Source organism: Actinoplanes sp. ATCC 53533, from assembly GCF_003947245.1.
This window is the reverse complement of the sequence record NZ_QHHV01000029.1, coordinates 14,492-34,071: the sequence shown is the minus strand read 5'-3', so window position 1 is coordinate 34,071 and position 19,580 is coordinate 14,492. Positions and strand designations below refer to the sequence as shown.

The window sequence follows — 19,580 nt, the reverse complement described above, 5'->3', positions numbered from 1 at the left end:
CCTGGTCGCCTGGGCCGAAGACAGCGCCGGCTTGTCAGCGATAATCGCCTGGGTCGAAGACGGCGCCGACTCCACAACGGTGGCGGCGGCCGGGGTCAAAGACGGCGGCGGCTCGTCAGCGGTGGTGACCGGCGACGGGACTGCGGTGGGCCGGGGACGAGTGCCAGAAGCGGGATCATGGGGAGGCGCGACGGAGATCCCCGGCATCCACATGGTGATCTCTTTGGGCCGGGCCGCCGTGCCCCGGCCGCGAGCAACAACGGTGACCTTGCGACGCCGCAGCCGGCCGTGCCCCGCGCCGAGACCTTCCCAATGCCCCTGGGTGACCTGCAGCGTCACATCCGCACCGTCCCAGCGCCCGTAGGGCACCAGAACACACCCCCGCTGCCGGGCCCGGGCAACCAGCCGGCTGGTGATGGAGGGGGAAACCTGCCCCGGCACGGCGATGACGACAACATCAACACCATCGATGAGCGCGGCGACCACAGTCGGCCACTCGGGGCCGGGATCAGGCACAAGCGCAAGCCGATCCAGAGCGATGCCACTCTCCGCGGCGGCAAGCGCACCAAGCGTGGGAACGCCGACGACGGCACACCAGGAACCGGCGCTACTCGCGGCCGAGAGCAGCGCTAGGAGCAAAGAAGTGCTCCCGCTCCCGGTCAGCAGGGCACCCCGGGCAGCGGCATGGCCAGCGCCGGGCAACGTCCCCCGCAGCGACGAAGACCTCCCCCCGCCGAACGAGATTCCGCCAGTGAGCGAGTTGCCCTCAGCGAGCGAAAGGCTCCGGGAGTGCGAAGCACTGTCGGCAGAGCCGCCGACCACCGCGTCTTCCTCGGCAGGACCGCCGCCCCGGCGGTCCTGAGCCCACCCTCCGCCGCTCGAGATGTGAGGAACAGCACCTCCGCTAAGTGAAGCGCCGTCGGAAGGCCCTGCACCGGAGAAGTCGCTGCTCGACCTGCTTGCCGGGGCAGGGTCCCTGCCGCGCAAACCCTTCGCGGCTTCCGCATCAGCGGCAGGAGCAAATCTTGGCGAATCACGGCGCCCTCCAAGCCCAAAACCTCCAAGATCACGGCCGCCATCGAGCGGCACCGCAGCGGAAGTGGGAGCGGGAGCGGGAGCAGAAATGGGAGCGGAAGTGGGGGTGGAGGGTGCGGGGGTGGGGAGGGCGCCTTGGTGGACGGTGGCTCCCGGGGTGATGCCGATCGCGATGGTGCTGCCGCGGCGCAGTCCGCGGCTCGGGAGCAGGTTGCTTAGTTCGGGCAGCACCGGCAGCACCCGCTGCGTCCCGGGCTCTCCGGTGTCACTCGCCGGCCGAATCAGCTCAGCGAGGGCCGCAGCACCGTTGATCATGCGCCCGGCCATTTTCCGCTCCGTTGTTGCGTTTATCGAAGTTGATCTTTGTGGCTATGGGACGCCGGTGTGGTGCGATGAGATCCGGGTGCCGCCTCTTTCCTTGCGGCGCCTGTCCGCCTCGCCGACCACGGTTCCTGCAACCAGTTCAGCGCCCATGCCGATGGGCGTCGAGGACAGCGATCAGCCGGCCGCTCGCGCGACACACCGACAAGGCGACACACCGACAGGGTGGCTCCCGGAACCGGCCGGACCGCGAGGAGTCGTGCGCCCACCCACGCCACGACTGTTGGACAGCAGTGGTCGGCCCCTCGGGCAGCTTGTCTTCCGGAACGGCCACAGTGGTGCCCCGGCGGCTTCCCCTCGCGAGGCAGCCAGGCGGAGCCGGGCCACCTCGACGACCGATCCCGGCCGATCGGGTGCGAGGCCGCGATGGCGGCTGCCGGGCTCGCCTCGGCCGAGGGCTCCGCGTTGCGGTCTTGGTAACCAGGTGGCCCAGTGCGAGCCAAAAGCAACCAAGATCTATCGAAGCGCCCGATAGCCTCTCATTGCTGCTTGGAATAGATCATCTAGGCGGCTTCCAGGGTCGGCTGATAGGCCACACCCAGGGCCGATTCGACCAGGGCGACGAAGCGCTCTGCCGCGCGCAGCAGGTCGTCCGCCTCGCGAGCGCTGACCACCCGGGGGATCCCCGCTTCGGCCGCCGCCCGCTTGGTCGCGGCCAGGGCGAAATAGCTGGCCCAGTCGCTGAACTCCGGTGCCACCAGGACCAGGAGAGACCAGGCGCTCGTCACCCGGCTGCGCTTCGTCGGCGCCGCCGGCCTGGCGCGGGCCGCGAGGACCGCTGCCGCCGCGCGCAGTGCCGCGAGGTGGGCCGCCGCATAGCGCAGGCCGTCCGGGCGGGTGCGGGCCGCTTCCACCAGGCCCTGCCGGGAGATGGCGAGCAGCTGGGCCGGGGTGCGGTGCGGCAGCAGGTTGGCCGGGACCGTGGGTGCCGCCTGGGCTGCCGCCGTAGGCGCGTGCGCCAGCGGGCCGGGGCTTGCCACCGGGCCCGGGATCGGGCTCGGGTAGGCGCTCGGCGGCCTGAGAGTGGGCACCGGGTGGGCCTGGTTGCTCACCATGGTCGTCTCCTCGCGTGTGTTCGCATCCGACGTGCAGGTCGAACCGATCCGCTGCAGAGGAAGGCACAGCGGTGTGGCAGCCGGCCGGGTGTGAAGCTTCCCCACACCACACCCGGCCGGACTTGCCGGCGGGTCCGTCGCCCGCCGCTCGGGGGTCGAGAACAGCGGACGACGGTCCTGCCTTTGTGCTGGCCCGGACCCGCGAATGCCCGGACCTCGCGTGCGACGCTTCGCGGGCGCCGCATCCAGGAGCCCCGCCGCGAACGCGACTCCCAGGTAGTCAGTCCGAGTGCCCTGCTGGCACAGGAGTTCGAACCAATCGAACACTCGTTCTAACTACGAATGAGAGTACACCCCGGGTACGACAAAAAAGCAACATGTGCGGGGTCCCCCGGCAGCGCCCGGGGCCAGCTGGAGATCACCTTTGCGCGAGCCCGGCAGGGAGGGAGGAATTCGCTGGTCAGGGCAGGTGCGCCGGCCCAACAGAACTCGCAGCCCAGACCGCCGGCAAACCTCCACCGGAGCGGTGACGGATCGCGTCGCTCAGCCGCCACCGCGAAACCGGACGTCACCCGAGTCGCCGTCCGGCTTCGCGGGCCAACGCGACCACCCCGCACACGGTGGTCTCCGCAGGGAAGGATGCGCGAGCCGGCCCGGACCACCCCCAACACCATCGTCTCCGTAGGGGAGAAATCGGTGGCCGTTTCGGCACCTACCCCGAGGAGCCCGTGCTCTGGTCTGGTGTTTCCCGAGCGCAACGCGAAGGAGCATCGAGATGAGACACACTTCCCGGCCGCTGATGGCGCTGGCCACCGCGACGATGATCGTGACAGGGGGCGTCCTCGTCGGCGCCGCGCCCGCGTACGCCGACACCAGCTGCACCCCGAAGCAGAAGAAGTCCTTCGCCACGCCGGGTTACAACACCGACCTCGAGGTCCAGGTCTGCGTGGCGAACAGCGGGCCGCACCGCTCGGCACACATCCAGGTCGGCTGGCAGGACGGGGGCAGCAGCTCCACCGACGGCGACCGCAAGTTCGACAAGCTGGTGCTGCACTACCGGCTGGAGCGCAACGACCGGGACTACGCCACCGGCTCCTGCAGCATCGCCGGCCGGGTCAACACCAACCGCTCGGGTGCCTGGGTGTGCGGGACCACCGAGGTCACCTCGTCACTGACCGGCGGCTGGAGCGGCGACGGATACGTCCAGTACGACCTCGACCGTGACGGCGAGGGTTCGAGCAACTGGCAGCTGACCGGTTCGCCGCTGGTGAGGTGAGCACCTGATCGAGACGCGCATGGGCCCGGGCCGGCTCAACCAGCCGGCCCGGGCCGCGAGGAGCCGCCGGCCACGCCGACTCCGGGACCGAGACCGAGACCGACATAAAAGACCAAGCCGACAGACCAGGGCCAATCACCAACATAAAAACCAAAACCACAGACCAAGGCCAACCACCAACATAAAACCAAGCCGACAGACCGAGATCAGCCACCGACATGAAGACCAAGACAGAGCAGTGCCAACCACCGGCGTAGCGGCCGGGACGGCAGACCGGGGTCAGCCGCCGACGTGGATGCCGGGGCGGCGGGCCGGATCGGGCTCGCTCTTGCGGATGATCTCGCGGACCACCGGCGCCGTGTCGCCCCTGCCCAGCAACAGATATCGGAACAGGTGCACCAGCGGGCTGCCCTCCGCCCACTCGAAGTAGCAGTGCGGGCGGACCCCCGTCGCGTCGCGGAGGGCGAGGAGCACCGCGGCGATCGCGTTCGGTGCTGCCGGGCTCTGCACCCTCAGCACCCGGTGTTCGCCCACCTGTTCGCCGTGGACGCGCAGGACCTCGCTGAATTCCGACGGGTCGATCACCGTGATCTCCAGGAACAGGATGTCCGCCGCGCCCGGCACCGGGTTCATGCCTCGCTGCTCGTGCTCCTTGGCCGCGTATTCCTGCTCGTCGCCCGCTTGGCGGCGGTTGGCGACCACGTTGAGCTCGCCGTCGTATCTGATCGAATCCGCGATGAACCGCCTGGCCTGCTCGTCGAACTCGATGCGGTCGGCGCGCAACTCCGTGGTGCGGCTGACCCGGGAGATCAGCGAGACCACGATGATCGCCGCCACGAAGACCGCCGAGATGGCGATGCCGTCCGGCTTCTCCACGATGTTCTCGCCCAGGGCGTACAGCAGGATCAGGGTGAGGATCGTGAAGCCGGCCGTGGCCACGTGCCGGCGGCGGCGGGCCGCCGAGATCGCCACGGCCACCGCGCCCGAGACCATCATCGCCAGGATGCCGGTGGCGTACGCGCCGGCCTGGGCGTTCACGTCCGCGCCGAAGACGATCGTGATGCCGATGCTGATCGCCGTGTAGACCAGCACCACCGGCCGGATCGCGCGGCCCCACTCGGGCGCCATGCCGTAGCCGGGCAGGTAGCGGGGCACGATGTTGATCAGGCCCGCCATCGCGGACGCGCCCGCGAACCACAGGATCAGGATGCTGCTGATGTCGTACGCGGTGCCGAAGACCTCGCCCAGCTTCTCGTGGGCCAGGTATGCCAGCGCGCGCCCGTTGGCCTCTCCGCCCTCCTTGAACTCCTCCGCCGGGATCAGCACGGTGGTGACGAAGCTCGTCGCGAGCAGGTAGCCGCTCATGATCAGCGCGGCGGTGGTGAGCAGCTTGCGGGTGTTGCGGATGCGCGCCTTGAGCCGGTCGGCGGCGGACTCGCCCGGCGCCGCGATCAGCGGCATCATGCTGACCCCGGTCTCGAAGCCGGATAGGCCCAGGACCAGGGCCGGGAAGGCCAGGACGGACGGGCCCAGCAGGTCGAAGAAGCCGGTGCCGTGCGCGCCCAGCGCGTCCACCCAGGTCGACAGCGCGCCGGCGGTGGTGAACACGTCGACCAGGCCGACCACGGTGATCACCGCGCTCAGCACCAGGAAGACCACCACCAGCGGGATGGCGACCTGGACGGCCTCGCTGAAGCCGAGCAGGAAGACGAAGCCGAGGATGAGCAGCAGCACGATGGTGATCAGCACCGCGTGGCCGTGCAGGAAGCCCGGCAGATACGGATTTTCCGACATGTGCACCGTGGCGTCGGCGGCCGACAGGGTGATCGTGATGATCCACGAGGTGACCACGAAACCGAGCAGGACCAGCACGAACAGCTTGCCGCGCCAGAATGGCAGCAGATCCTCGAGCATGGCGACCGAGCCCTGGCCGTGCGGGCTCTCCTGCGCCACCCGCCGGTACATCGGCAGCATGCCGAGCAGGGTCAGCGCCACGATCAGCAGGGTGGCCAGGGGCGACAGCGCCCCGGCGGCCAGCGCCGCGATGGCCGGCAGATAGGACAGGGTGGAGAAATAGTCCACCCCGGTCAGCGCCATGACCTTCCACCAGGGCTGGGTGTGCGAGCCCTCGGCCGCCTCCGGGCCGACCGGCTGGACCCGGTGGGCGAGCAGCCAGCGGGTGACGGCATGCGCGGGCGGCGGCGCCTGCACCGGGGTCTCCACGGACCCTGGCACATTGATCTCGGTGCTCATCGATCTCTTTTCATCGGACCGGCCCGGAACCGATCACCGGTGTCAGGATGCACGATGGGTACGACAGCCCAGACCCGAGGAGTCCCCATGCCCCGCACGATCGTGATCACCGGCGCCAGTTCGGGTGTCGGCCTGGCCGCGGCCCGGCAACTCGCCGCCCAGGGCGAGCAGGTGGTCGTCGTCGGCCGCGATCCCCGCCGGTTGGGCGCCGCGATGGCCGCCGTCCGGGCCGCCGCCACCGGGCCCGAGCCGGACGAGTTCCGCGCCGACTTCGCCGCGCTCGACGAGGTGCGGGAGCTGGCCGCCAAGCTGCTGGCCGCGTACCCGAAGATCGACGTCCTGGCGAACAATGCCGGCGGCATGGTGGGCTCCTATGTCCGCACCGCGGACGGCTTCGAGGCCACGATCCAGGGCAACCACCTGGCGCCGTTCCTGCTCGCCCACCTGCTGCGGCCGGCGCTGCGCGACGGCCGGGTGATCAACACCGCGTCGCGGGCGCACCAGGGCGCCAAGCTCGACCCGGACGACCTCGTCGGCTCGGCCGGAAATTACAGCTCGTGGCGCGCCTACGGGGCGAGCAAGGCCGCGAACATCCTGTTCGCGGCGGAGGCGGCCCGCCGCTGGCCGGAGATCACCTCGGTGTCGTTCCACCCGGGCGTGGTGCGCAGCAACTTCGGCGTGGGCGGGGTGACCCGGTTCTTCTACCGGGTCGCGCCGTTCCTGACCACCCCCGAGCAGGCCGGCGACCTGCTGACCTGGCTCACCACCGCGGAGGTCACCGACGGGGCCTACTACGTGGGCCACAAGGTGACCCGGCCGGATGCCCGGGCCGCCGACCCCGTGCGGGCCGCGCGGCTGTGGGAGACGAGCGCGGAGGCGGTCGGCGTCAAGGACTGATCCGGTACGGGGCACAGCGCCGCCAACCGCACGGCGGAGCCCCGGCACAATGAACGAATGGAGAGTCATCCCAACGTGCTGGCCGTGCAGGCCGCTCTGGAGAACGCCGACGCCCGCACCTCCGACGGCGGCGCGCCGCGGATGGTGGTGTTCGACGAGGGCGTGCACACCGCCGCCGCGGCCGCCGCCGCCCTGGGTGTCGAGGTGGGCCAGATCGCCAACTCGCTGATCTTCGACGCGGACGGTGAGCCGCTGCTCGTGCTCACCTCCGGCGCCCACCGGGTCGACACCAGGAAGGTCGCCGCCGGCCTGGGCGTGGCGAAGCTGGGGCGGGCCACGCCCGAGTTCGTCCGGGCGCACACCGGGCAGGCGATCGGCGGGGTCGCCCCGCTCGGGCACCCGAAGCCGGTACGCACCCTGGTCGACACCGCGCTCGCCCAGTATCCGGAGATCTGGGCGGCGGGCGGCGTACCCCAGGTGGTCTTCCCGATCACCTACGCCGAGCTGCTGCGCGTCACCGGCGGCGCCGCGACCGACGTGGCCTGAGCCGGGTGCCCCCATGAACGACGTCCCGCCGCTGGTCACCCTGCACGTGTGGCGGGTGCCGCGGCGGGCGCTGGGCAGTGCCCTGCTGCGGATGGCGCTCGACCGGCGGCGGCTGCGAGCGCTGCCCGGCGTGCGGTTCGGCAAGTTGCTCGGCACCGGGACCGGGACCGGCTTCGGGCCGGGCGACGCCGATCCGACCCGGTACGCCGCCGTGGTGGCCTGGGACGATCCGGCCGGCGGCGACCTCGGGCGGGTGGCCGCCGCCTGGGACGCGCTGGCCGACGGGTCGGCCCGGCTGGAGCTGACCCCGCTGACCAGCCGCGGGAGCTGGTCCGGGCGGAGCCCGTTCGGCGCGCCGTCGGGAGGACGCACCGACGGGCCGGTGCTCGCGCTGACCCGGGCCCGGCTGCGCCCGGCGCGGGCCCTGACGTTCTGGCGGGCCGTTCCGCCGGTCGCCCGGGAGCTCGCCGCGGCGCCCGGTCTGCTGGCCCGTTTCGGCATCGGCGAGGCGCCGATCGGCTGGCAGGGCACGGTCACCCTCTGGCGCACCGAGGCGGAGCTGACCGGGTTCGCGTACCGTCAGCCGGAGCACCGTGCTGTGATCGCGCGCACCCCGGCCGCCCGGTGGTATGCCGAGGAGCTTTTCGCCCGGTTCGCGGTGCGTGGCATCAGCGGCGACAAGGCCGTGCTGGGTTGGAAAGATTTGGGCTGGTGAGAAGGAGCTTCGACTAGTGGTTGTTTTCCTGCCTGGACCTGTCTGTGGTTACGTGCCGTGGACAGGGCTAGGCGGTGGTCGGGTGGTCCTGTTCGGCGGCTTCGGCGATGCTGAGCGGGACGATGGCGGCTACGCGGCGGCCTCGGTTGGTGAGGTAGGTGATTCGGCCGCGGGTAGACGCGGCGTGCACCACGTCGGCGAGCTGGGCTCGAGCCGCTGCCAAGCTGACCTCATTCATGTTGTTCTGCATACTCTTATGGTAGTTCAAGTACATGGACGTACAGTAGCGTTCATGAAGGTTACCAGGGTGGCGTACTCACACCGGTTGAACACCGGTAAGTACACGGCTCTGGCCGAGCAATGCCGCCATCTGGGCCGGGTTCGCTCCGAGGTATGGCAGCGCTACGGTTCGGTCGGCGGGGCCGCACTGTCGGACCGGCAGGTCCGTGACCGGTGGCTGGCCGACGGCACCCACGTCCAGTTCGGGGTCCTCGCGAACGCATGGAAGGAAACGGTCCGCGACGCGATGGCTGGCATCGCCGCGAGCCGGGCCGCCGCTCAGCTCGCCGTGAAACGAGCCGTGTACCGGCGCACCACCGACCCGGCCGAACACAAACGGCTATTCACCGCCCTGAAATCCGGCCGGTGGGCCGACGATCCGTTCCTGGCCCGGCTGATGCGCAAGTACTTGGCTCGCGGCCACAACCGGACCCGCAACCAGATCGTTGTCCGCGCCGACCAGCACAACACCCGCGCCGACGAGTCCGGCCGATTGTGGCTGGCCGTACCCGGCCTGGTGCAGCGCAAGATGATCCGCATCCCGCTGAACACCACCGTCGCCCCGGCCGGCACGCTGCGGCTGATCCTGCGCAACAACCGGGTAGAGATCCACTACCAGATCGACGCCGCCGACATGCCCTCGTCGCAGCGACCCTGTGGCGCCCGCGCGATCGGCGTGGACAAGGGCTACACCGAGGCCCTGACCGACTCCGACGGCAACCACCACGGCCGGCGTCTTGGCAAGCTCCTGACCGCAGAGTCCGACTACCGCAAGGCCAAGGGCCGCGCCCGCGCCCGGCTGCGCTCGATCGCCAACAATGCAGCCGCCCGGGGCGACCACGGCAAAGCCGACCGGATCCACCGGAACAACCTCGGCACGATGAAACGCGAACGCCGAGCCGCCCGGTGGGAAGCCCAGGTCCGCACCGAAACCTTCACCGCCGTGCACCAGGTTGTCGACAAGGCCTCCACTGTCGTGGCCGAGGACCTGACCAAAACGTTCGCCGGCCGCAAGAATTTCGGCCGTAACACCAACCGGCGTTTGGCGGCCTGGACCAAAGGGGTCATCGCCGAAGCACTCACCAACGTGTCGCAGCGCAGAGGTTCTGCGCTCGTGCACGTCAACGCCGCCTACACCTCACAAGCCTGTCATCGCTGCGGAACCCTCGGGAACCGCAGCGGAGACCGGTTTCACTGCACCTGGTGCAGGGTCGTGTGGCAGGCCGACGTGAACGCCGCGATCAACGTCCTGCAACGAGCCGCCGACCGCGACATCGGCCTGCACACCCCGCACCGCGTGGTGAAGCAGATCTTGCGAGCACGGACCGATCGCCATCGGACCAGACTGCCGGTCCAGGACTCCAGCCGCCACCCAGCGGCGGAGAGCGAAATATCCGAACTGCTCAGCAATGAACAGGAAGCAGAGCGATGAGGCTCGTGCCCTGGCAGCCGGACGACATGCTCCGGCGGCTGGACGACGTGGTCAGCGTGTACGGCGAGGCGATGGGCTACCGCGCCGAGCTGTTGCAGACCCGGCGCGGGTACATCGGTGCCCACGTACGCCGCGCCGGTTTCCGGGCCGTCGCCACCCTGACCACCGACGGTCACCTCGCGGGCTTCGGCTACGGCTACGTCTCCGGACCCGGCCAGTGGTGGCACGACCAGGTCCGCTCCGCCCTCGACGAGGCCGGCCGGCGGCGCTGGCTGGGTGACTGCTTCGAGGTCGTCGAGCTGCACGTCAAGCCCAGCGCGCAGGGCCACGGCATCGGCGCCCGGCAGTTGCGCGCGCTGCTGTCGATGGCCGACGGCGCGACCGTGCTGCTCTCCACCCCGGAGGCCGACGAGCTGAAGTCCCGGGCCTGGCGGCTGTACCGGCGGTTCGGCTTCGAGGACGTGCTGCGCGACTTCATCTTCCCCGGCGACGAGCGGGCGTTCGCGATCCTCGGGCGCGGGCTGCCGCTGGCCGGGCGGCCGGCGGTCGAGGACGCCCCCGGCATCGTCGGCATCTGAGCCCGCCCGCGGCGGAAAACCCATGCGAGTTCGTTATTCGAGCGTGGCAGGGGCCTTACCGTGGGCACTGCTCGGCGGGCTGGTCCTGACCCAGATCTGCTATCCGCTCACCGGCGGCGGGCTGCGCGCCGGCCTGACCGTGCTCACCGTCGTGCTCGGCTACCTGCTGTCGGTCTCGCACGCGCTGCTCACCCGCGGGGTCCGCGGCGCCGCGGCGCTGGTCGCGACCGCGACGCTGGGCGGCTTCGCGGTGGAGGCGGTCGGGGTGGCGACCGGTTTCCCGTTCGGCACCTACGACTATTCCGGCCAGCTCGGCCCCAAGCTGCTCGGCGTACCGCTGATCATCCCGCTGGCCTGGACCTGGATGGCCTGGCCGGCCTGGCTGGCGGCGCTGCGGCTGGCCCGGTCCACGCCGGCGCGGATCGCCCTCGCCGCGGCCGGGCTGGCGGCGTGGGACCTGTTCCTCGATCCGCAGATGGTCGCCGAGGGCTACTGGACCTGGGATTCCCCGACGCCCGCGCTGCCCGGTGTGCCCGGCATCCCGGTCGGCAACTACCTGGGCTGGCTGGGCTTCGCGGTGCTGCTGATGGCGGGCCTCGCCGCCGCCGCGGGACCGCGCGCCGCCGTGGTCCTGCCGGGGGACACACCGATGCTCGCGCTCTGGTGGTGGACGTACGCTTCCTCCGTGCTCGCCCACGCGGTCTTCCTCGGCCTGCCGGCCTCGGCGCTGTGGGGCGGCGCGGGCATGGGCGCGGTCGTGCTTCCGCTGCTGCTCCGGCGCGCTCTTCCACGGGTACGGGCATGAGATGGCCGACGCTCCGACGGGTACGGGCATGAGATGGCCGACGCTCCGACGGGTGCGGGCATGACGTGGCTGGCGCTGCTGCCGTTGATCGTGCTGACCGGGCACGCGATCGTCAACGCCGGACTGCTGCGCCGCCCGCGTGCCGGGGCGGCGACCACCGAACGGGTCGCCGTGCTGCTGCCGCTGCGCGACGAGGCGGAACGAGTGACCCCATGCCTCACGGCGCTGCTGGGCCAGACCGGCGTGCCGCATCTGGAGATCCTCGTGCTCGACGACGGTTCCGCCGACGGCACGGCGGAGGTAGTGCGGGAGGTCGCCGGGGACAAGGTGCGGCTGCTGACCGGCGCGCCGCTGCGGGCCGGCTGGCTCGGCAAACCGCACGCGTGCGCGCAACTCGCGGCCGCCGCTGGTGACGTGGACGTGCTGGTCTTCGTGGACGCCGACGTCGTGCTCGCCCCGAGCGCCGTCGCCGGCGGTGTCGACCTGCTCCGCTCCGCCGGGGTGGGGCTGCTGTCGCCGTACCCGAGGATCGTCGGGGCCGGGCGGCTCGTGCAGCCGCTGCTGCAATGGTCGTGGCTGACGTTCCTGCCGCTGCGCGCGATGGAACGCTCGCCGCGCCCGGCGCTGGCCGCGGCCGGCGGCCAGTGGCTGGTGCTGGACCGGGCGGACTACGAGCGGGCCGGCGGGCACGCGGCGGTCCGCGACGACGTGCTGGAAGACATCGGACTGGCCCGGGCGGTCAAGCGCGCCGGTGGCCGGATCGCCCTCGCCGACGGCTCCGCGCTGGCCGACTGCCTGATGTACTCCTCGTGGGCGGAACTGCGCGACGGCTACAGCAAGTCGATGTGGGCGTCGTTCGGCTCCCCGGCCGGGGCCGCCGCCGTGGTCGGGCTGCTGGTGCTGCTCTACGTCGTGCCGCCGGTGGCAGCCGTGGTGCTGGTGGGCGCCGGGGCGGTGGAGCTGGCCGGGTGGGCGCTGGCGGCGTACCTGCTCGGGGTCGCCGGCCGGGTGGTCTCCGCCCGGGCGACCGGCGGCCGGGCCTGGCCCGACGCCCTGGCCCAGCCGGTTTCGATCCTGCTCTTCGGCGCCCTGGTGGTGCGATCCTTCGCCCTGCGCCGGCGCGGCCGGCTCTCCTGGCGCGGGCGGCCGGTATGAACCGCCGGGATGCGGTCGGTCGTGGCGCGACGGAGCGGGGGCCGCTGGCATGAGCCGGGTTGTGGTGATCGGGGCCGGGGTGGGCGGGCTGGCCGTCGCCGCGCGGCTGGCCGCCGCCGGGCACCGGGTGACCGTGCACGAGCGCGCGGCGACAGTCGGCGGCAAGCTGGGCCGTTACGAGCGCGACGGCTTCCGCTTCGACACCGGCCCGAGCCTGCTCACGCTGCCGCAGGTCTTCGCCGACCTGGGCCTCGACCTGTCGCCGGTGGCGCTGGACCCGGTGGTGCGGCACTGCTTCCCGGACGGCTCGGTGCTGGACTCCTCGTCCGATCCGGACGTGTTCCGCGCCCGCGTCGAGGCCGCGTTCGGGGCCGCCGCCGGGGCGGACTGGGCCCGGTTCTGGGTGCGCGCGGAGCGGATCTGGCGGGCCTCGTGGCGCTCGGTGCTGCAGCGCGAGGTCACCCCGGCGGCGCTGGCCGCGCTGTCCTGGCGGGTCGGCGACCTGGCCGCGATCGCGCCCTGGCGGTCGCTGCGGTCGCTGGGCCGGCAGCACCTGCGCGACCCGCGGCTGCGCATGCTGGTGGACCGCTATGCGACCTACACGGGCGCCGATCCGCGCCGGGCCCCGGCGGCGCTGGCCGCGATCCCGTACGCGGAACTGACCTTCGGCGGCTGGTATCTCGCCGGCGGGCTCGGGGTGCTGGCGACGGCGCTGCTCGACCGCTGCCGGTCGCTGGGCGTGGAGGTCGTCACCTCATCGCCGGTCGAGCGGATCCGCTCGGCCGCGGGCCGGGCCACCGGCGTGCGGCTGTGCTCCGGCGCCGAGGTCGACGCCGACGTGGTGGTCGCCAATGTGGACGCCCTCTCGGTCTACCGCGACCTGCTGCCGGCACCGGCCCGGCTGGGCGGGCTGGCCGCGCGCAGCCTGGCGGGCTTCGTCCTGCTGCTCGGCGTCCGCGGGCAGACCCCGCAACTGGCGCACCACACGGTCTTCTTCCCCCGCGACTACGACGCGGAGTTCGCCGCGGTCTTCGGCTCCCCCGGCACCGGCGCCCGGGCCCGGCCGCCGTCGGACCCGGCCGTCTTCGTGACCCGCGCGGCGGATCCCGCGGTGCGCCCGGACGGCACGGAGGCCTGGTTCGTGCTGGTGAACGCGCCCCGGCACGGCACGTCGTTCGGGGCGGTCGACTGGCGCCGGCCCGGCCTCGCCGACGCCTACGCGCGGCACATCCTGGACGTGCTGGCGGCTCGCGGGCTGGACGTGCGGGACCGGCTGCTGTTCACCGAGACCCGGACCCCGGCGGATCTGGCGGACGCCACGGCCGCGCCGGGCGGGGCGATCTACGGTACGGCGGGCGGCCTGACCCGGCCGGCGAACCGTGGGCCGGTGGCCGGGCTGTTCCTGGTGGGCGGCTCCACCCATCCGGGCGGCGGCCTGCCGATGGTGACGCTGTCCGCGAAGATCGTCGCGGACGAGATCGGCCCCGCCTGAGCTGACCCGCCCGATAAGGTGCCGGGATGTCTGCCGCCTTCACCGCTTTTGTCGCGGAACGCTCGATCCCCCTCGGCACCGTGGATCCGGAGGCGCCGCTGGACGATCTCGAGCCGCTGGCCGAGCTGGTGGGCGACGCCCGGGTCGTCGCCGTCGGGGAGAGCGCGCACCACGTCCGCGAGTTCTACCAGTGGCGGCACCGGCTGCTGCGGTTCCTCGCCGAGCGGTGCGGCTTCACGGTCTTCGCGATGGAGTCCGGCTTCAGCGAGGGCCTCGCGGTGGACGCCTGGGTCCGCGGCGGGCCCGGTGACCTCGACGAACTCGCCGAGCGGGGCATCACGTACCGGATGGGCCGCTGCCCGGAGATGCGCGACCAGCTCCGCTGGATGCGGTCGTCGCCGCTGCCGCTGCGCTTCTCCGGAGTGGACGTTCCCGGCTCGACCGCCTCGCCGCTGCCGGCGCTCGACAGCCTGCGGCGCTACCTGAGCGAGATCGACGCCGACGCCGTGCCGCTGGTCGACCGGATCGCCGGGTACGCCCGGGCCTACGCCGGCGAGCACACGCTGCTCGCCTACACCGCGTACGCCGGGATCGACCGCGCCGACCGGGATCGGGCCACCGCCCTGCTGGCCGACCTGGCCACCCGCTTCGACGCCCTCGCCGTCGAGTACACGGCGGCCGCCGGCGCCGAGGCATACCGGGTCGCCCGGCACGAGCTACGCCTGGCCCGGCTGCTGGACCAGGGGCTACGCGGCTTCGCGGCCGGACCGGACGGCGAGTTCACCCATCCGAAGGTCGCCGCCCGCGACCGGGGCATGGCCGAGACGGTGTTCGAGCTGCTCGGCCCCGACACGAAGATCGTGCTGGCCGCGCACAACACGCACATCCAGCGCAGCCCGGTCGTCACTCCGGCCTTCGCGCTCTCGGCGATGGGCCATCACCTCGCCCATCGCCTCGGCCGGGACTACGTGTCGATGGCGGTGACCGCGCAGACGGGCCGAACCTCCGCACGCCGGGCCGACCCGGAGGCGCCCGGCGGCGTCGCGATCATCGGCGCGGACCTGCCACCGGCGCCGGCGGACAGTGTGGAGGCCGCCTTCTCACCGCCGACCGTGCCCCAGGTGGTGGACCTGCGGGCGGCGCGCGGCCGGATGCCCGGCCCGGAGAAGATCCGGTTGAGCGAGGGCTTCCTGGACACGCCGGTGCTGGACGCCTTCGACCTGGTGGTCAGCATCCCGGAGATCACCACCGCCGAGCAGGTCGCATCACGGTAATTCCTTCGGGGGGTGAGCTGGCAGGGCGGGGCGGTGCAGCCGGCGGGTGCAGGCACGCGGAGTTCAATGAGACGCTCGTCCTGCTGGCAATCGAGAATCCTCGGTATCGGCAATGCTGGGGCGCCCGGGTGGCTCCGGACGGAATCGAGGAAGACCTCTACTACTATTGCAGCAATATCTTCAAAAGCTGGGCCCGGGCGTGGGAGCTCAAGAAGATCGATGAACGGCAGGCGCGGGAATATCTCCGGGGTTTCTTTGACAGCGAGGTTCCTCGACTGTTCTTCGAAAGACACGGCGACTGGCATCGGCGCGGGCAGAACAGAACCCACCGCGAACGATTTCAGGAATTCGCCAACGAGGAATACCTGCGAGCAATCAAGGCTGGACCGCCACCTCGGAGGTACGAGCAGCACCCGGCTCGACAATCAACGCGCAAGCCGCAGCTCACCAGACTTGAGACCGGCGACGAAGTTTTGCCACTCCACCCCGTCGAAGGTGAGAACCGTTCCCGGTGACCTGGAGTTGCGCAGACCGACGCCTCCGTCAACGACCGCGACTTCCACGCAGTGGCTCTCTCCTACACAGTATCGGCTCCGGCGCCATGTGTTCTCCGCCGAGGCAAGGCGATCTGCAGGCATGGCCAAACTCCTTGACGGCTACAAGTCGGGGCGTGCCCCATGGACGGGACATCCGACCACTCAAATGAATCGGCGGGGTATTCCAAATGACCGGCCACAGCGAGCAGCGAATATGCGAAGCACGTTCACAGCCGTCTGCCGTTGCCGCCGCGAAACGGTAGCAGAAAGCCACCCCAATATGTTCGCACCCCCGTCCGGCCCCAGGTGGCAGATAAGCTAATCCCGTCCGCCACACACGGTGACATCCGGCGACTTCGCGTCGGTAGTAGCGGCGACCTTCGGTGTCGTTACGCAGCTGGACGACGGCCATGATGTGCAGGACCCGGTTGATACACCGGTTCCCGGCCCGCGACAGCCGGTGCCGGTTCTGGTCGCCGGAGGACGCGTCGATCGGTGCGGCGCCGTTCCAGGACGCGAAGTGAGAGCGGCTGGTGAACCGGCTGACGTCACCGATCCCACCGGTCACCTCGACCAAGCCTGGCCGGGCTGCGGTCGTACGACCAGTAACAAGTAGCCGCTTTGAGCGGAGGCCGCCGCCTTCGACCTGGTGGTCAGCATCCCGGAGATCACCACCGCCGAGCAGGTCGCGTCACGGTAGTTCCTTCGCGGCCGCGTGGCCCGCGTCGGTGGCGCGGCGCAGGAAGTCGGCGACCACGGCCAACTCGGCGTCCGAGTAGTCCGCGCAGATCTCGTCGATCGAGCGGTTCATCCCGGCCAGCATGCCGTAGAGCTCACCCTGGCGGTTCCGCAGCGAGCGGATCTGCACCGCCCGCCGGTCGCTTTCCGCGCGCTCGCGGATGATCCAGCCGCCGCGCTCCAGCCTGTCCAGGATGCCGGTCATGGTGGCCGGGTGCAGGCCGGTGAGCCGGGCCAGGGCGGTCGGGCTCAGCGGGCCCGCGCGGTCGATCAGGTCGAGGCAGTCCAGGTCGGCGTCCTTGAGTTCGAGCCGGGTGGCCACCTGCCGGCTGAACACCGACAGCTGGTTGCGCGCCAGCCGCAGCGACTCCTTCACGGCGGCCACGAGACGCCGCCGAGATGTTACGTTCGCCATATTGTATGGACTCCAAAATACTTTACTATGAGATTCATATCGTACGGCTGTCGAGCAAACTGAGGAGCTTGTCATGATGCTGATCACGGGAGCCACCGGGAACGTCGGCCGCGAGGCGATGCGGCTGCTGGGCGACCGCGGGGCAGGGGTGTCCCGGGACCCGGCCCGCAACACGCCGCTGGAGGCGCTCGCGCACGTCGAGGCGGTCCTCTACAGCCCGCGGGCCGCCACCCCGGAGCTGCTGGCCCGGGCGGCCGAGCGCGGCGCCAAGCGGGTGGTGGTGCTGTCGGCAGCCACTGTGGCCCACCCGGCCGGCGACCCCCGCTTCATCGCGGAGTTCCGCGCGGCGGAGCAGGCGGCGCAGCGGTCGGGTCTGGAGTGGACGATCCTGCGCTGCACCGACTTCGCCGCGAACGCGCTGGCCTGGGCGCCGCAGATCCGGGGGACGGGGGTCGTGCGGGGCGCGTACCCGCAGGCCGTCACCTCGACCGTCGACGAGCGTGACGTCGCCGCGGTGGCCGTACGGGCGCTGCTCGAGCCCGTGCACGCCGGGCGGACGTACCTGCTCACCGGGCCGCAACCACTCACCCAGGCCGGCAAGGTCCAGGCGATCGGCCGGGCCACCGGCCGCGAGCTGACCTTCGCGGAGCTCGCGCCGGAGCAGGTGCGCCAAGGCATGCTCGCCGCCGGCCTGCCGGCGGAGATCCCCGACCGGCTGCTGGGCTCGCTGGCCGACTATGCGCTCGCCCCGGGACCGTCCTCGACGACCGTGGCCGACCTGCTCGACCGGCCGGCCCGGACCTTCGCCGACTGGGCCGCCGACCACGCCGAGGCCTTCCGCTGACCCACCACCGACCTTCCGCGGCACGCCGCGGCGCCAACCCGGCCGCCGGGCCGACGCAAAAGCGGGCCACCGCGCTGGCACGAAAGCCGACCACCCAGCCGGCACGAAAGCCGACCGCCCGGCCGGCGCGAGAGCCGGCCGGGCCCCGCTCAGAGCGGCTGGACGCCGAACGGCAGCTCGCCCGTCGCGATGTGGTCGAGCAGCGTCGCGCGCAGCGCCTCCGCCGCGTGCGGCAGCACCGCCCGGCGTCGGTGCGCCAGCGCGATCGTGCGGCGCATCCCGGGCGGGGCCAGCGGCGTCGCCCGCAGCAGCGGCCGGTTGACCAGCACCATGCTGGGCACCAGCGCCACCCCGAGCCCGGCCTCGACGAACGCCAGCACGGCGTCCATCTCGCCGCCCTCGACCGCGAAGCGCGGGGTGAAGCCCGCCCGCCGGCACGCCTCCAGGGTGACGTCGCGCAGGTCGTAGCCGGGCCGGAACATCACCAGCGGGGTGTCCCGCAGCTCGGTCAGGGCGAGCTGCGGGTTGGCCGTCGGCGGCGGGCCGGTGGCGACCGACGCGACGACCAGGCTCTCGCGCAGCACCGGTGCGGCGTGCAGGGACGCGTCGACGCCGTGTTCCGGGTGGACGATCAGCGCCAGGTCGAGGTCGCGGGCCAGCAGGTCGGTGATCAGGTCCTGCGAGCTGCCCTCGTTGACGTGCAGCTCGATGTCCGGGTGCTCGGTGCGGAACCGGCGCAGCACCATCGGGACCAGCGACGAGCAGAGGCTGGGGGTGGCGCCGACCCGGACCCGGCCCCGGCGCAGCCCGACGATCTCCTGAACCGCGTCGCGGGCGGCGTCCGCGTCGGCGACCATCCGGCGCGCCAGGGGCAGCAGGGTGTCGCCGGCGGCGGTGAGGGCGACCGCGCCCCGCACGCGCTCGAAGAGGGGGGCGCCGAGCGTCTCTTCGAGGGTGTGAATCTGCTTACTTAAAGTTGGCTGAGAGACATTCAGCGAGTCGGCCGCCTGGGTGAAGTGCCGCATTTCTGCCACTTTTACGAAGTATCTGAGCTGTTGGAGCTGCACCTCCATAGCCTACGTCTATGATTACCCAGACGATCATGCATTAGACGAATCGCCCGGAGCTTCCTAGCGTTCAGGGTGTGGCGGTAGACATCAGCACTCCCAGAGCTCCGCGGGCGACGGTCAGGCCCGCGCCGCGCCGCGGCGCGCGCTCCTCGCTCGCGTTGAAGATCCTCATGGCGGTCACCGGGCTGCTGCTCGTGGGCTTCCTGTACGCCCACATGATCGGCAACCTGAAGATCTTCTTCGGCGCCGAGGCGTTCGACCACTACGCGCACTGGCTGCGCACCATCGCCGAGCCGCTGCTCCCGCACGGCTGGTTCCTGTGGATCATGCGCTTCGGCCTGGTCGTCGCCGTCGTCGGGCACATCGTCGCGGCCGTGATCCTGACCCGCCGCGCCAAGAAGGCCCGGCCGGTGAAGTACGTCCACCGGCCCAAGGTGCAGGGCAGCTACGCGGCCCGCACGATGCGCTGGGGCGGCGTCATCATCGTGCTCTTCGTGATCTACCACCTGCTCGACCTGACCACCGGCACGCTGAACCCGGCCCCGGCCGGCTCGGATCCGTCCGCGCGGGTCATCGCCGACTTCAAGGCCGAGCAGTGGTACGTGACCTTGTTCTACGTGCTGTCCATCGTGGCCGTCGGCTTCCACCTGCGGCACGGCCTGTTCAGCGCGGCCCGCACGCTGGGTCAGCGCACCGCCCGCGGTGAGCGCCTCGCCCGCGGCGCCGCGCTGCTGCTTTCCGTCGTCCTGGTGGTCGGCTACCTGTCGGTGCCGTTCGCCGTACTCACCGGATTGGTGGACTGAC

At 71.5% G+C, this 19,580-nt stretch carries 20 protein-coding genes and 1 pseudogene; 13 read left to right on the top strand and 8 right to left on the bottom strand.

The window, feature by feature from the left end; translation table 11 throughout:
• Window positions 1-63 precede the first annotated feature (63 nt).
• Window positions 64-822, bottom strand: a pseudogene (locus tag DMB66_RS65830) (hypothetical protein); the annotation flags it as partial.
• A gap of 1,097 nt (window positions 823-1,919) precedes the next feature.
• Window positions 1,920-2,471, bottom strand: a complete 552-nt coding sequence (locus DMB66_RS11685) for an SAV_6107 family HEPN domain-containing protein (protein ID WP_158647215.1) — start codon at window positions 2,469-2,471, stop codon at window positions 1,920-1,922.
• Between the two features lie 775 nt (window positions 2,472-3,246).
• On the opposite strand from DMB66_RS11685, the gene DMB66_RS11680 reads away from it, so the two are divergent.
• Window positions 3,247-3,747, top strand: coding sequence for a hypothetical protein (locus DMB66_RS11680; RefSeq protein ID WP_125804071.1), 501 nt, complete (start codon window positions 3,247-3,249; stop codon window positions 3,745-3,747).
• 279 nt (window positions 3,748-4,026) lie between these two features.
• Here the strand turns inward: DMB66_RS11680 and DMB66_RS11675 are convergent, their stop codons facing one another.
• On the bottom strand, window positions 4,027-6,000 hold the full coding sequence (locus DMB66_RS11675; RefSeq protein ID WP_125804070.1) for an APC family permease: 1,974 nt from the start codon (window positions 5,998-6,000) through the stop codon (window positions 4,027-4,029).
• Window positions 6,001-6,087: 87 nt separating this feature from the next.
• On the opposite strand from DMB66_RS11675, the gene DMB66_RS11670 reads away from it, so the two are divergent.
• The 3 genes from DMB66_RS11670 to DMB66_RS11660 are packed head-to-tail and all read left to right on the top strand — an operon-like array spanning window position 6,088 to window position 8,158.
• On the top strand, window positions 6,088-6,897 hold the full coding sequence (locus DMB66_RS11670) for an SDR family NAD(P)-dependent oxidoreductase (RefSeq protein ID WP_199752260.1): 810 nt from the start codon (window positions 6,088-6,090) through the stop codon (window positions 6,895-6,897).
• A gap of 57 nt (window positions 6,898-6,954) precedes the next feature.
• The gene (locus DMB66_RS11665; RefSeq protein ID WP_125804069.1) at window positions 6,955-7,443 is read left to right on the top strand and encodes a YbaK/EbsC family protein; all 489 of its coding nucleotides are present in this window, start codon (window positions 6,955-6,957) and stop codon (window positions 7,441-7,443) included.
• A 13-nt stretch (window positions 7,444-7,456) separates the two neighbouring features.
• Window positions 7,457-8,158: a monooxygenase gene (locus DMB66_RS11660; protein ID WP_125804068.1), complete on the top strand. Its 702-nt coding sequence runs from the start codon at window positions 7,457-7,459 to the stop codon at window positions 8,156-8,158.
• A 67-nt stretch (window positions 8,159-8,225) separates the two neighbouring features.
• Here the strand turns inward: DMB66_RS11660 and DMB66_RS65825 are convergent, their stop codons facing one another.
• Window positions 8,226-8,396, bottom strand: coding sequence for a type II toxin-antitoxin system prevent-host-death family antitoxin (locus DMB66_RS65825; RefSeq protein ID WP_125804092.1), 171 nt, complete (start codon window positions 8,394-8,396; stop codon window positions 8,226-8,228).
• 18 nt (window positions 8,397-8,414) lie between these two features.
• Here DMB66_RS65825 and DMB66_RS11650 point away from each other — a divergent pair, with 18 nt between their 5' ends.
• Genes DMB66_RS11650 through DMB66_RS62520 form a run of 7 tightly spaced genes read left to right on the top strand, consistent with a single transcriptional unit; the run spans window position 8,415 to window position 15,688 of the window.
• Window positions 8,415-9,869 (top strand): zinc ribbon domain-containing protein, encoded by a 1,455-nt coding sequence (locus DMB66_RS11650; protein WP_370318359.1) that lies wholly within the window; start codon window positions 8,415-8,417, stop codon window positions 9,867-9,869.
• Entirely contained in the window at window positions 9,866-10,447 is a 582-nt protein-coding gene (locus tag DMB66_RS11645; RefSeq protein ID WP_125804067.1) for a GNAT family N-acetyltransferase, read from the top strand. The genes DMB66_RS11650 and DMB66_RS11645 overlap by 4 nt, the downstream gene beginning before the upstream one ends.
• A gap of 22 nt (window positions 10,448-10,469) precedes the next feature.
• Window positions 10,470-11,252, top strand: coding sequence for a carotenoid biosynthesis protein (locus DMB66_RS11640; RefSeq protein ID WP_125804066.1), 783 nt, complete (start codon window positions 10,470-10,472; stop codon window positions 11,250-11,252).
• Between the two features lie 60 nt (window positions 11,253-11,312).
• On the top strand, window positions 11,313-12,407 hold the full coding sequence (locus tag DMB66_RS11635) for a glycosyltransferase family 2 protein (RefSeq protein WP_125804091.1): 1,095 nt from the start codon (window positions 11,313-11,315) through the stop codon (window positions 12,405-12,407).
• A 49-nt stretch (window positions 12,408-12,456) separates the two neighbouring features.
• Entirely contained in the window at window positions 12,457-13,899 is a 1,443-nt protein-coding gene (locus DMB66_RS11630) for an NAD(P)/FAD-dependent oxidoreductase (protein WP_125804065.1), read from the top strand.
• 26 nt (window positions 13,900-13,925) lie between these two features.
• Window positions 13,926-15,173, top strand: a complete 1,248-nt coding sequence (locus DMB66_RS11625) for an erythromycin esterase family protein (protein ID WP_125804064.1) — start codon at window positions 13,926-13,928, stop codon at window positions 15,171-15,173.
• Window positions 15,164-15,688 (top strand): DUF6082 family protein, encoded by a 525-nt coding sequence (locus DMB66_RS62520; protein WP_370318360.1) that lies wholly within the window; start codon window positions 15,164-15,166, stop codon window positions 15,686-15,688. The genes DMB66_RS11625 and DMB66_RS62520 overlap by 10 nt, the downstream gene beginning before the upstream one ends.
• Here DMB66_RS62520 and DMB66_RS11620 read toward each other — a convergent pair.
• From DMB66_RS11620 to DMB66_RS11610, 3 genes are all read right to left on the bottom strand, one after another.
• Window positions 15,599-15,811: a DUF397 domain-containing protein gene (locus DMB66_RS11620; protein ID WP_125804063.1), complete on the bottom strand. Its 213-nt coding sequence runs from the start codon at window positions 15,809-15,811 to the stop codon at window positions 15,599-15,601. The two genes, DMB66_RS62520 and DMB66_RS11620, sit on opposite strands and share 90 nt — an antisense overlap.
• Window positions 15,717-16,277 (bottom strand): IS110 family transposase, encoded by a 561-nt coding sequence (locus DMB66_RS63630; RefSeq protein WP_233624488.1) that lies wholly within the window; start codon window positions 16,275-16,277, stop codon window positions 15,717-15,719. Before DMB66_RS63630 ends, DMB66_RS11620 begins: the two co-directional genes overlap by 95 nt.
• 123 nt (window positions 16,278-16,400) lie before the next feature.
• Window positions 16,401-16,823 (bottom strand): MarR family winged helix-turn-helix transcriptional regulator, encoded by a 423-nt coding sequence (locus tag DMB66_RS11610; protein ID WP_233624484.1) that lies wholly within the window; start codon window positions 16,821-16,823, stop codon window positions 16,401-16,403.
• A gap of 112 nt (window positions 16,824-16,935) precedes the next feature.
• Here DMB66_RS11610 and DMB66_RS11605 point away from each other — a divergent pair, with 112 nt between their 5' ends.
• Window positions 16,936-17,706 (top strand): NAD(P)H-binding protein, encoded by a 771-nt coding sequence (locus DMB66_RS11605; protein ID WP_125804061.1) that lies wholly within the window; start codon window positions 16,936-16,938, stop codon window positions 17,704-17,706.
• 149 nt (window positions 17,707-17,855) lie between these two features.
• Here DMB66_RS11605 and DMB66_RS11600 read toward each other — a convergent pair whose 3' ends face one another.
• Window positions 17,856-18,779, bottom strand: coding sequence for a LysR family transcriptional regulator (locus tag DMB66_RS11600; RefSeq protein WP_125804060.1), 924 nt, complete (start codon window positions 18,777-18,779; stop codon window positions 17,856-17,858).
• A gap of 155 nt (window positions 18,780-18,934) precedes the next feature.
• Here DMB66_RS11600 and DMB66_RS11595 point away from each other — a divergent pair, with 155 nt between their 5' ends.
• Window positions 18,935-19,579 (top strand): succinate dehydrogenase cytochrome b subunit, encoded by a 645-nt coding sequence (locus DMB66_RS11595; protein ID WP_255440563.1) that lies wholly within the window; start codon window positions 18,935-18,937, stop codon window positions 19,577-19,579.
• Window position 19,580 lies beyond the last annotated feature (1 nt).

Excerpts from the sequence above, each read along its gene's own strand:
- DMB66_RS11685 (WP_158647215.1), bottom strand. The coding sequence starts at position 2,471 with ATGGTGAGCAACCAGGCCCACCCGGTGCCCACTCTCAGGCCGCCGAGC.
- DMB66_RS11680 (WP_125804071.1), top strand. The coding sequence starts at position 3,247 with ATGAGACACACTTCCCGGCCGCTGATGGCGCTGGCCACCGCGACGATG.
- DMB66_RS11675 (WP_125804070.1), bottom strand. The coding sequence starts at position 6,000 with ATGAGCACCGAGATCAATGTGCCAGGGTCCGTGGAGACCCCGGTGCAG.
- DMB66_RS11670 (WP_199752260.1), top strand. The coding sequence starts at position 6,088 with ATGCCCCGCACGATCGTGATCACCGGCGCCAGTTCGGGTGTCGGCCTG.
- DMB66_RS11665 (WP_125804069.1), top strand. The coding sequence starts at position 6,955 with ATGGAGAGTCATCCCAACGTGCTGGCCGTGCAGGCCGCTCTGGAGAAC.
- DMB66_RS11660 (WP_125804068.1), top strand. The coding sequence starts at position 7,457 with ATGAACGACGTCCCGCCGCTGGTCACCCTGCACGTGTGGCGGGTGCCG.
- DMB66_RS65825 (WP_125804092.1), bottom strand. The coding sequence starts at position 8,396 with ATGAATGAGGTCAGCTTGGCAGCGGCTCGAGCCCAGCTCGCCGACGTG.
- DMB66_RS11650 (WP_370318359.1), top strand. The coding sequence starts at position 8,415 with ATGGTAGTTCAAGTACATGGACGTACAGTAGCGTTCATGAAGGTTACC.
- DMB66_RS11645 (WP_125804067.1), top strand. The coding sequence starts at position 9,866 with ATGAGGCTCGTGCCCTGGCAGCCGGACGACATGCTCCGGCGGCTGGAC.
- DMB66_RS11640 (WP_125804066.1), top strand. The coding sequence starts at position 10,470 with ATGCGAGTTCGTTATTCGAGCGTGGCAGGGGCCTTACCGTGGGCACTG.
- DMB66_RS11635 (WP_125804091.1), top strand. The coding sequence starts at position 11,313 with ATGACGTGGCTGGCGCTGCTGCCGTTGATCGTGCTGACCGGGCACGCG.
- DMB66_RS11630 (WP_125804065.1), top strand. The coding sequence starts at position 12,457 with ATGAGCCGGGTTGTGGTGATCGGGGCCGGGGTGGGCGGGCTGGCCGTC.
- DMB66_RS11625 (WP_125804064.1), top strand. The coding sequence starts at position 13,926 with ATGTCTGCCGCCTTCACCGCTTTTGTCGCGGAACGCTCGATCCCCCTC.
- DMB66_RS11620 (WP_125804063.1), bottom strand. The coding sequence starts at position 15,811 with ATGCCTGCAGATCGCCTTGCCTCGGCGGAGAACACATGGCGCCGGAGC.
- DMB66_RS11605 (WP_125804061.1), top strand. The coding sequence starts at position 16,936 with ATGATGCTGATCACGGGAGCCACCGGGAACGTCGGCCGCGAGGCGATG.
- DMB66_RS11600 (WP_125804060.1), bottom strand. The coding sequence starts at position 18,779 with ATGGAGGTGCAGCTCCAACAGCTCAGATACTTCGTAAAAGTGGCAGAA.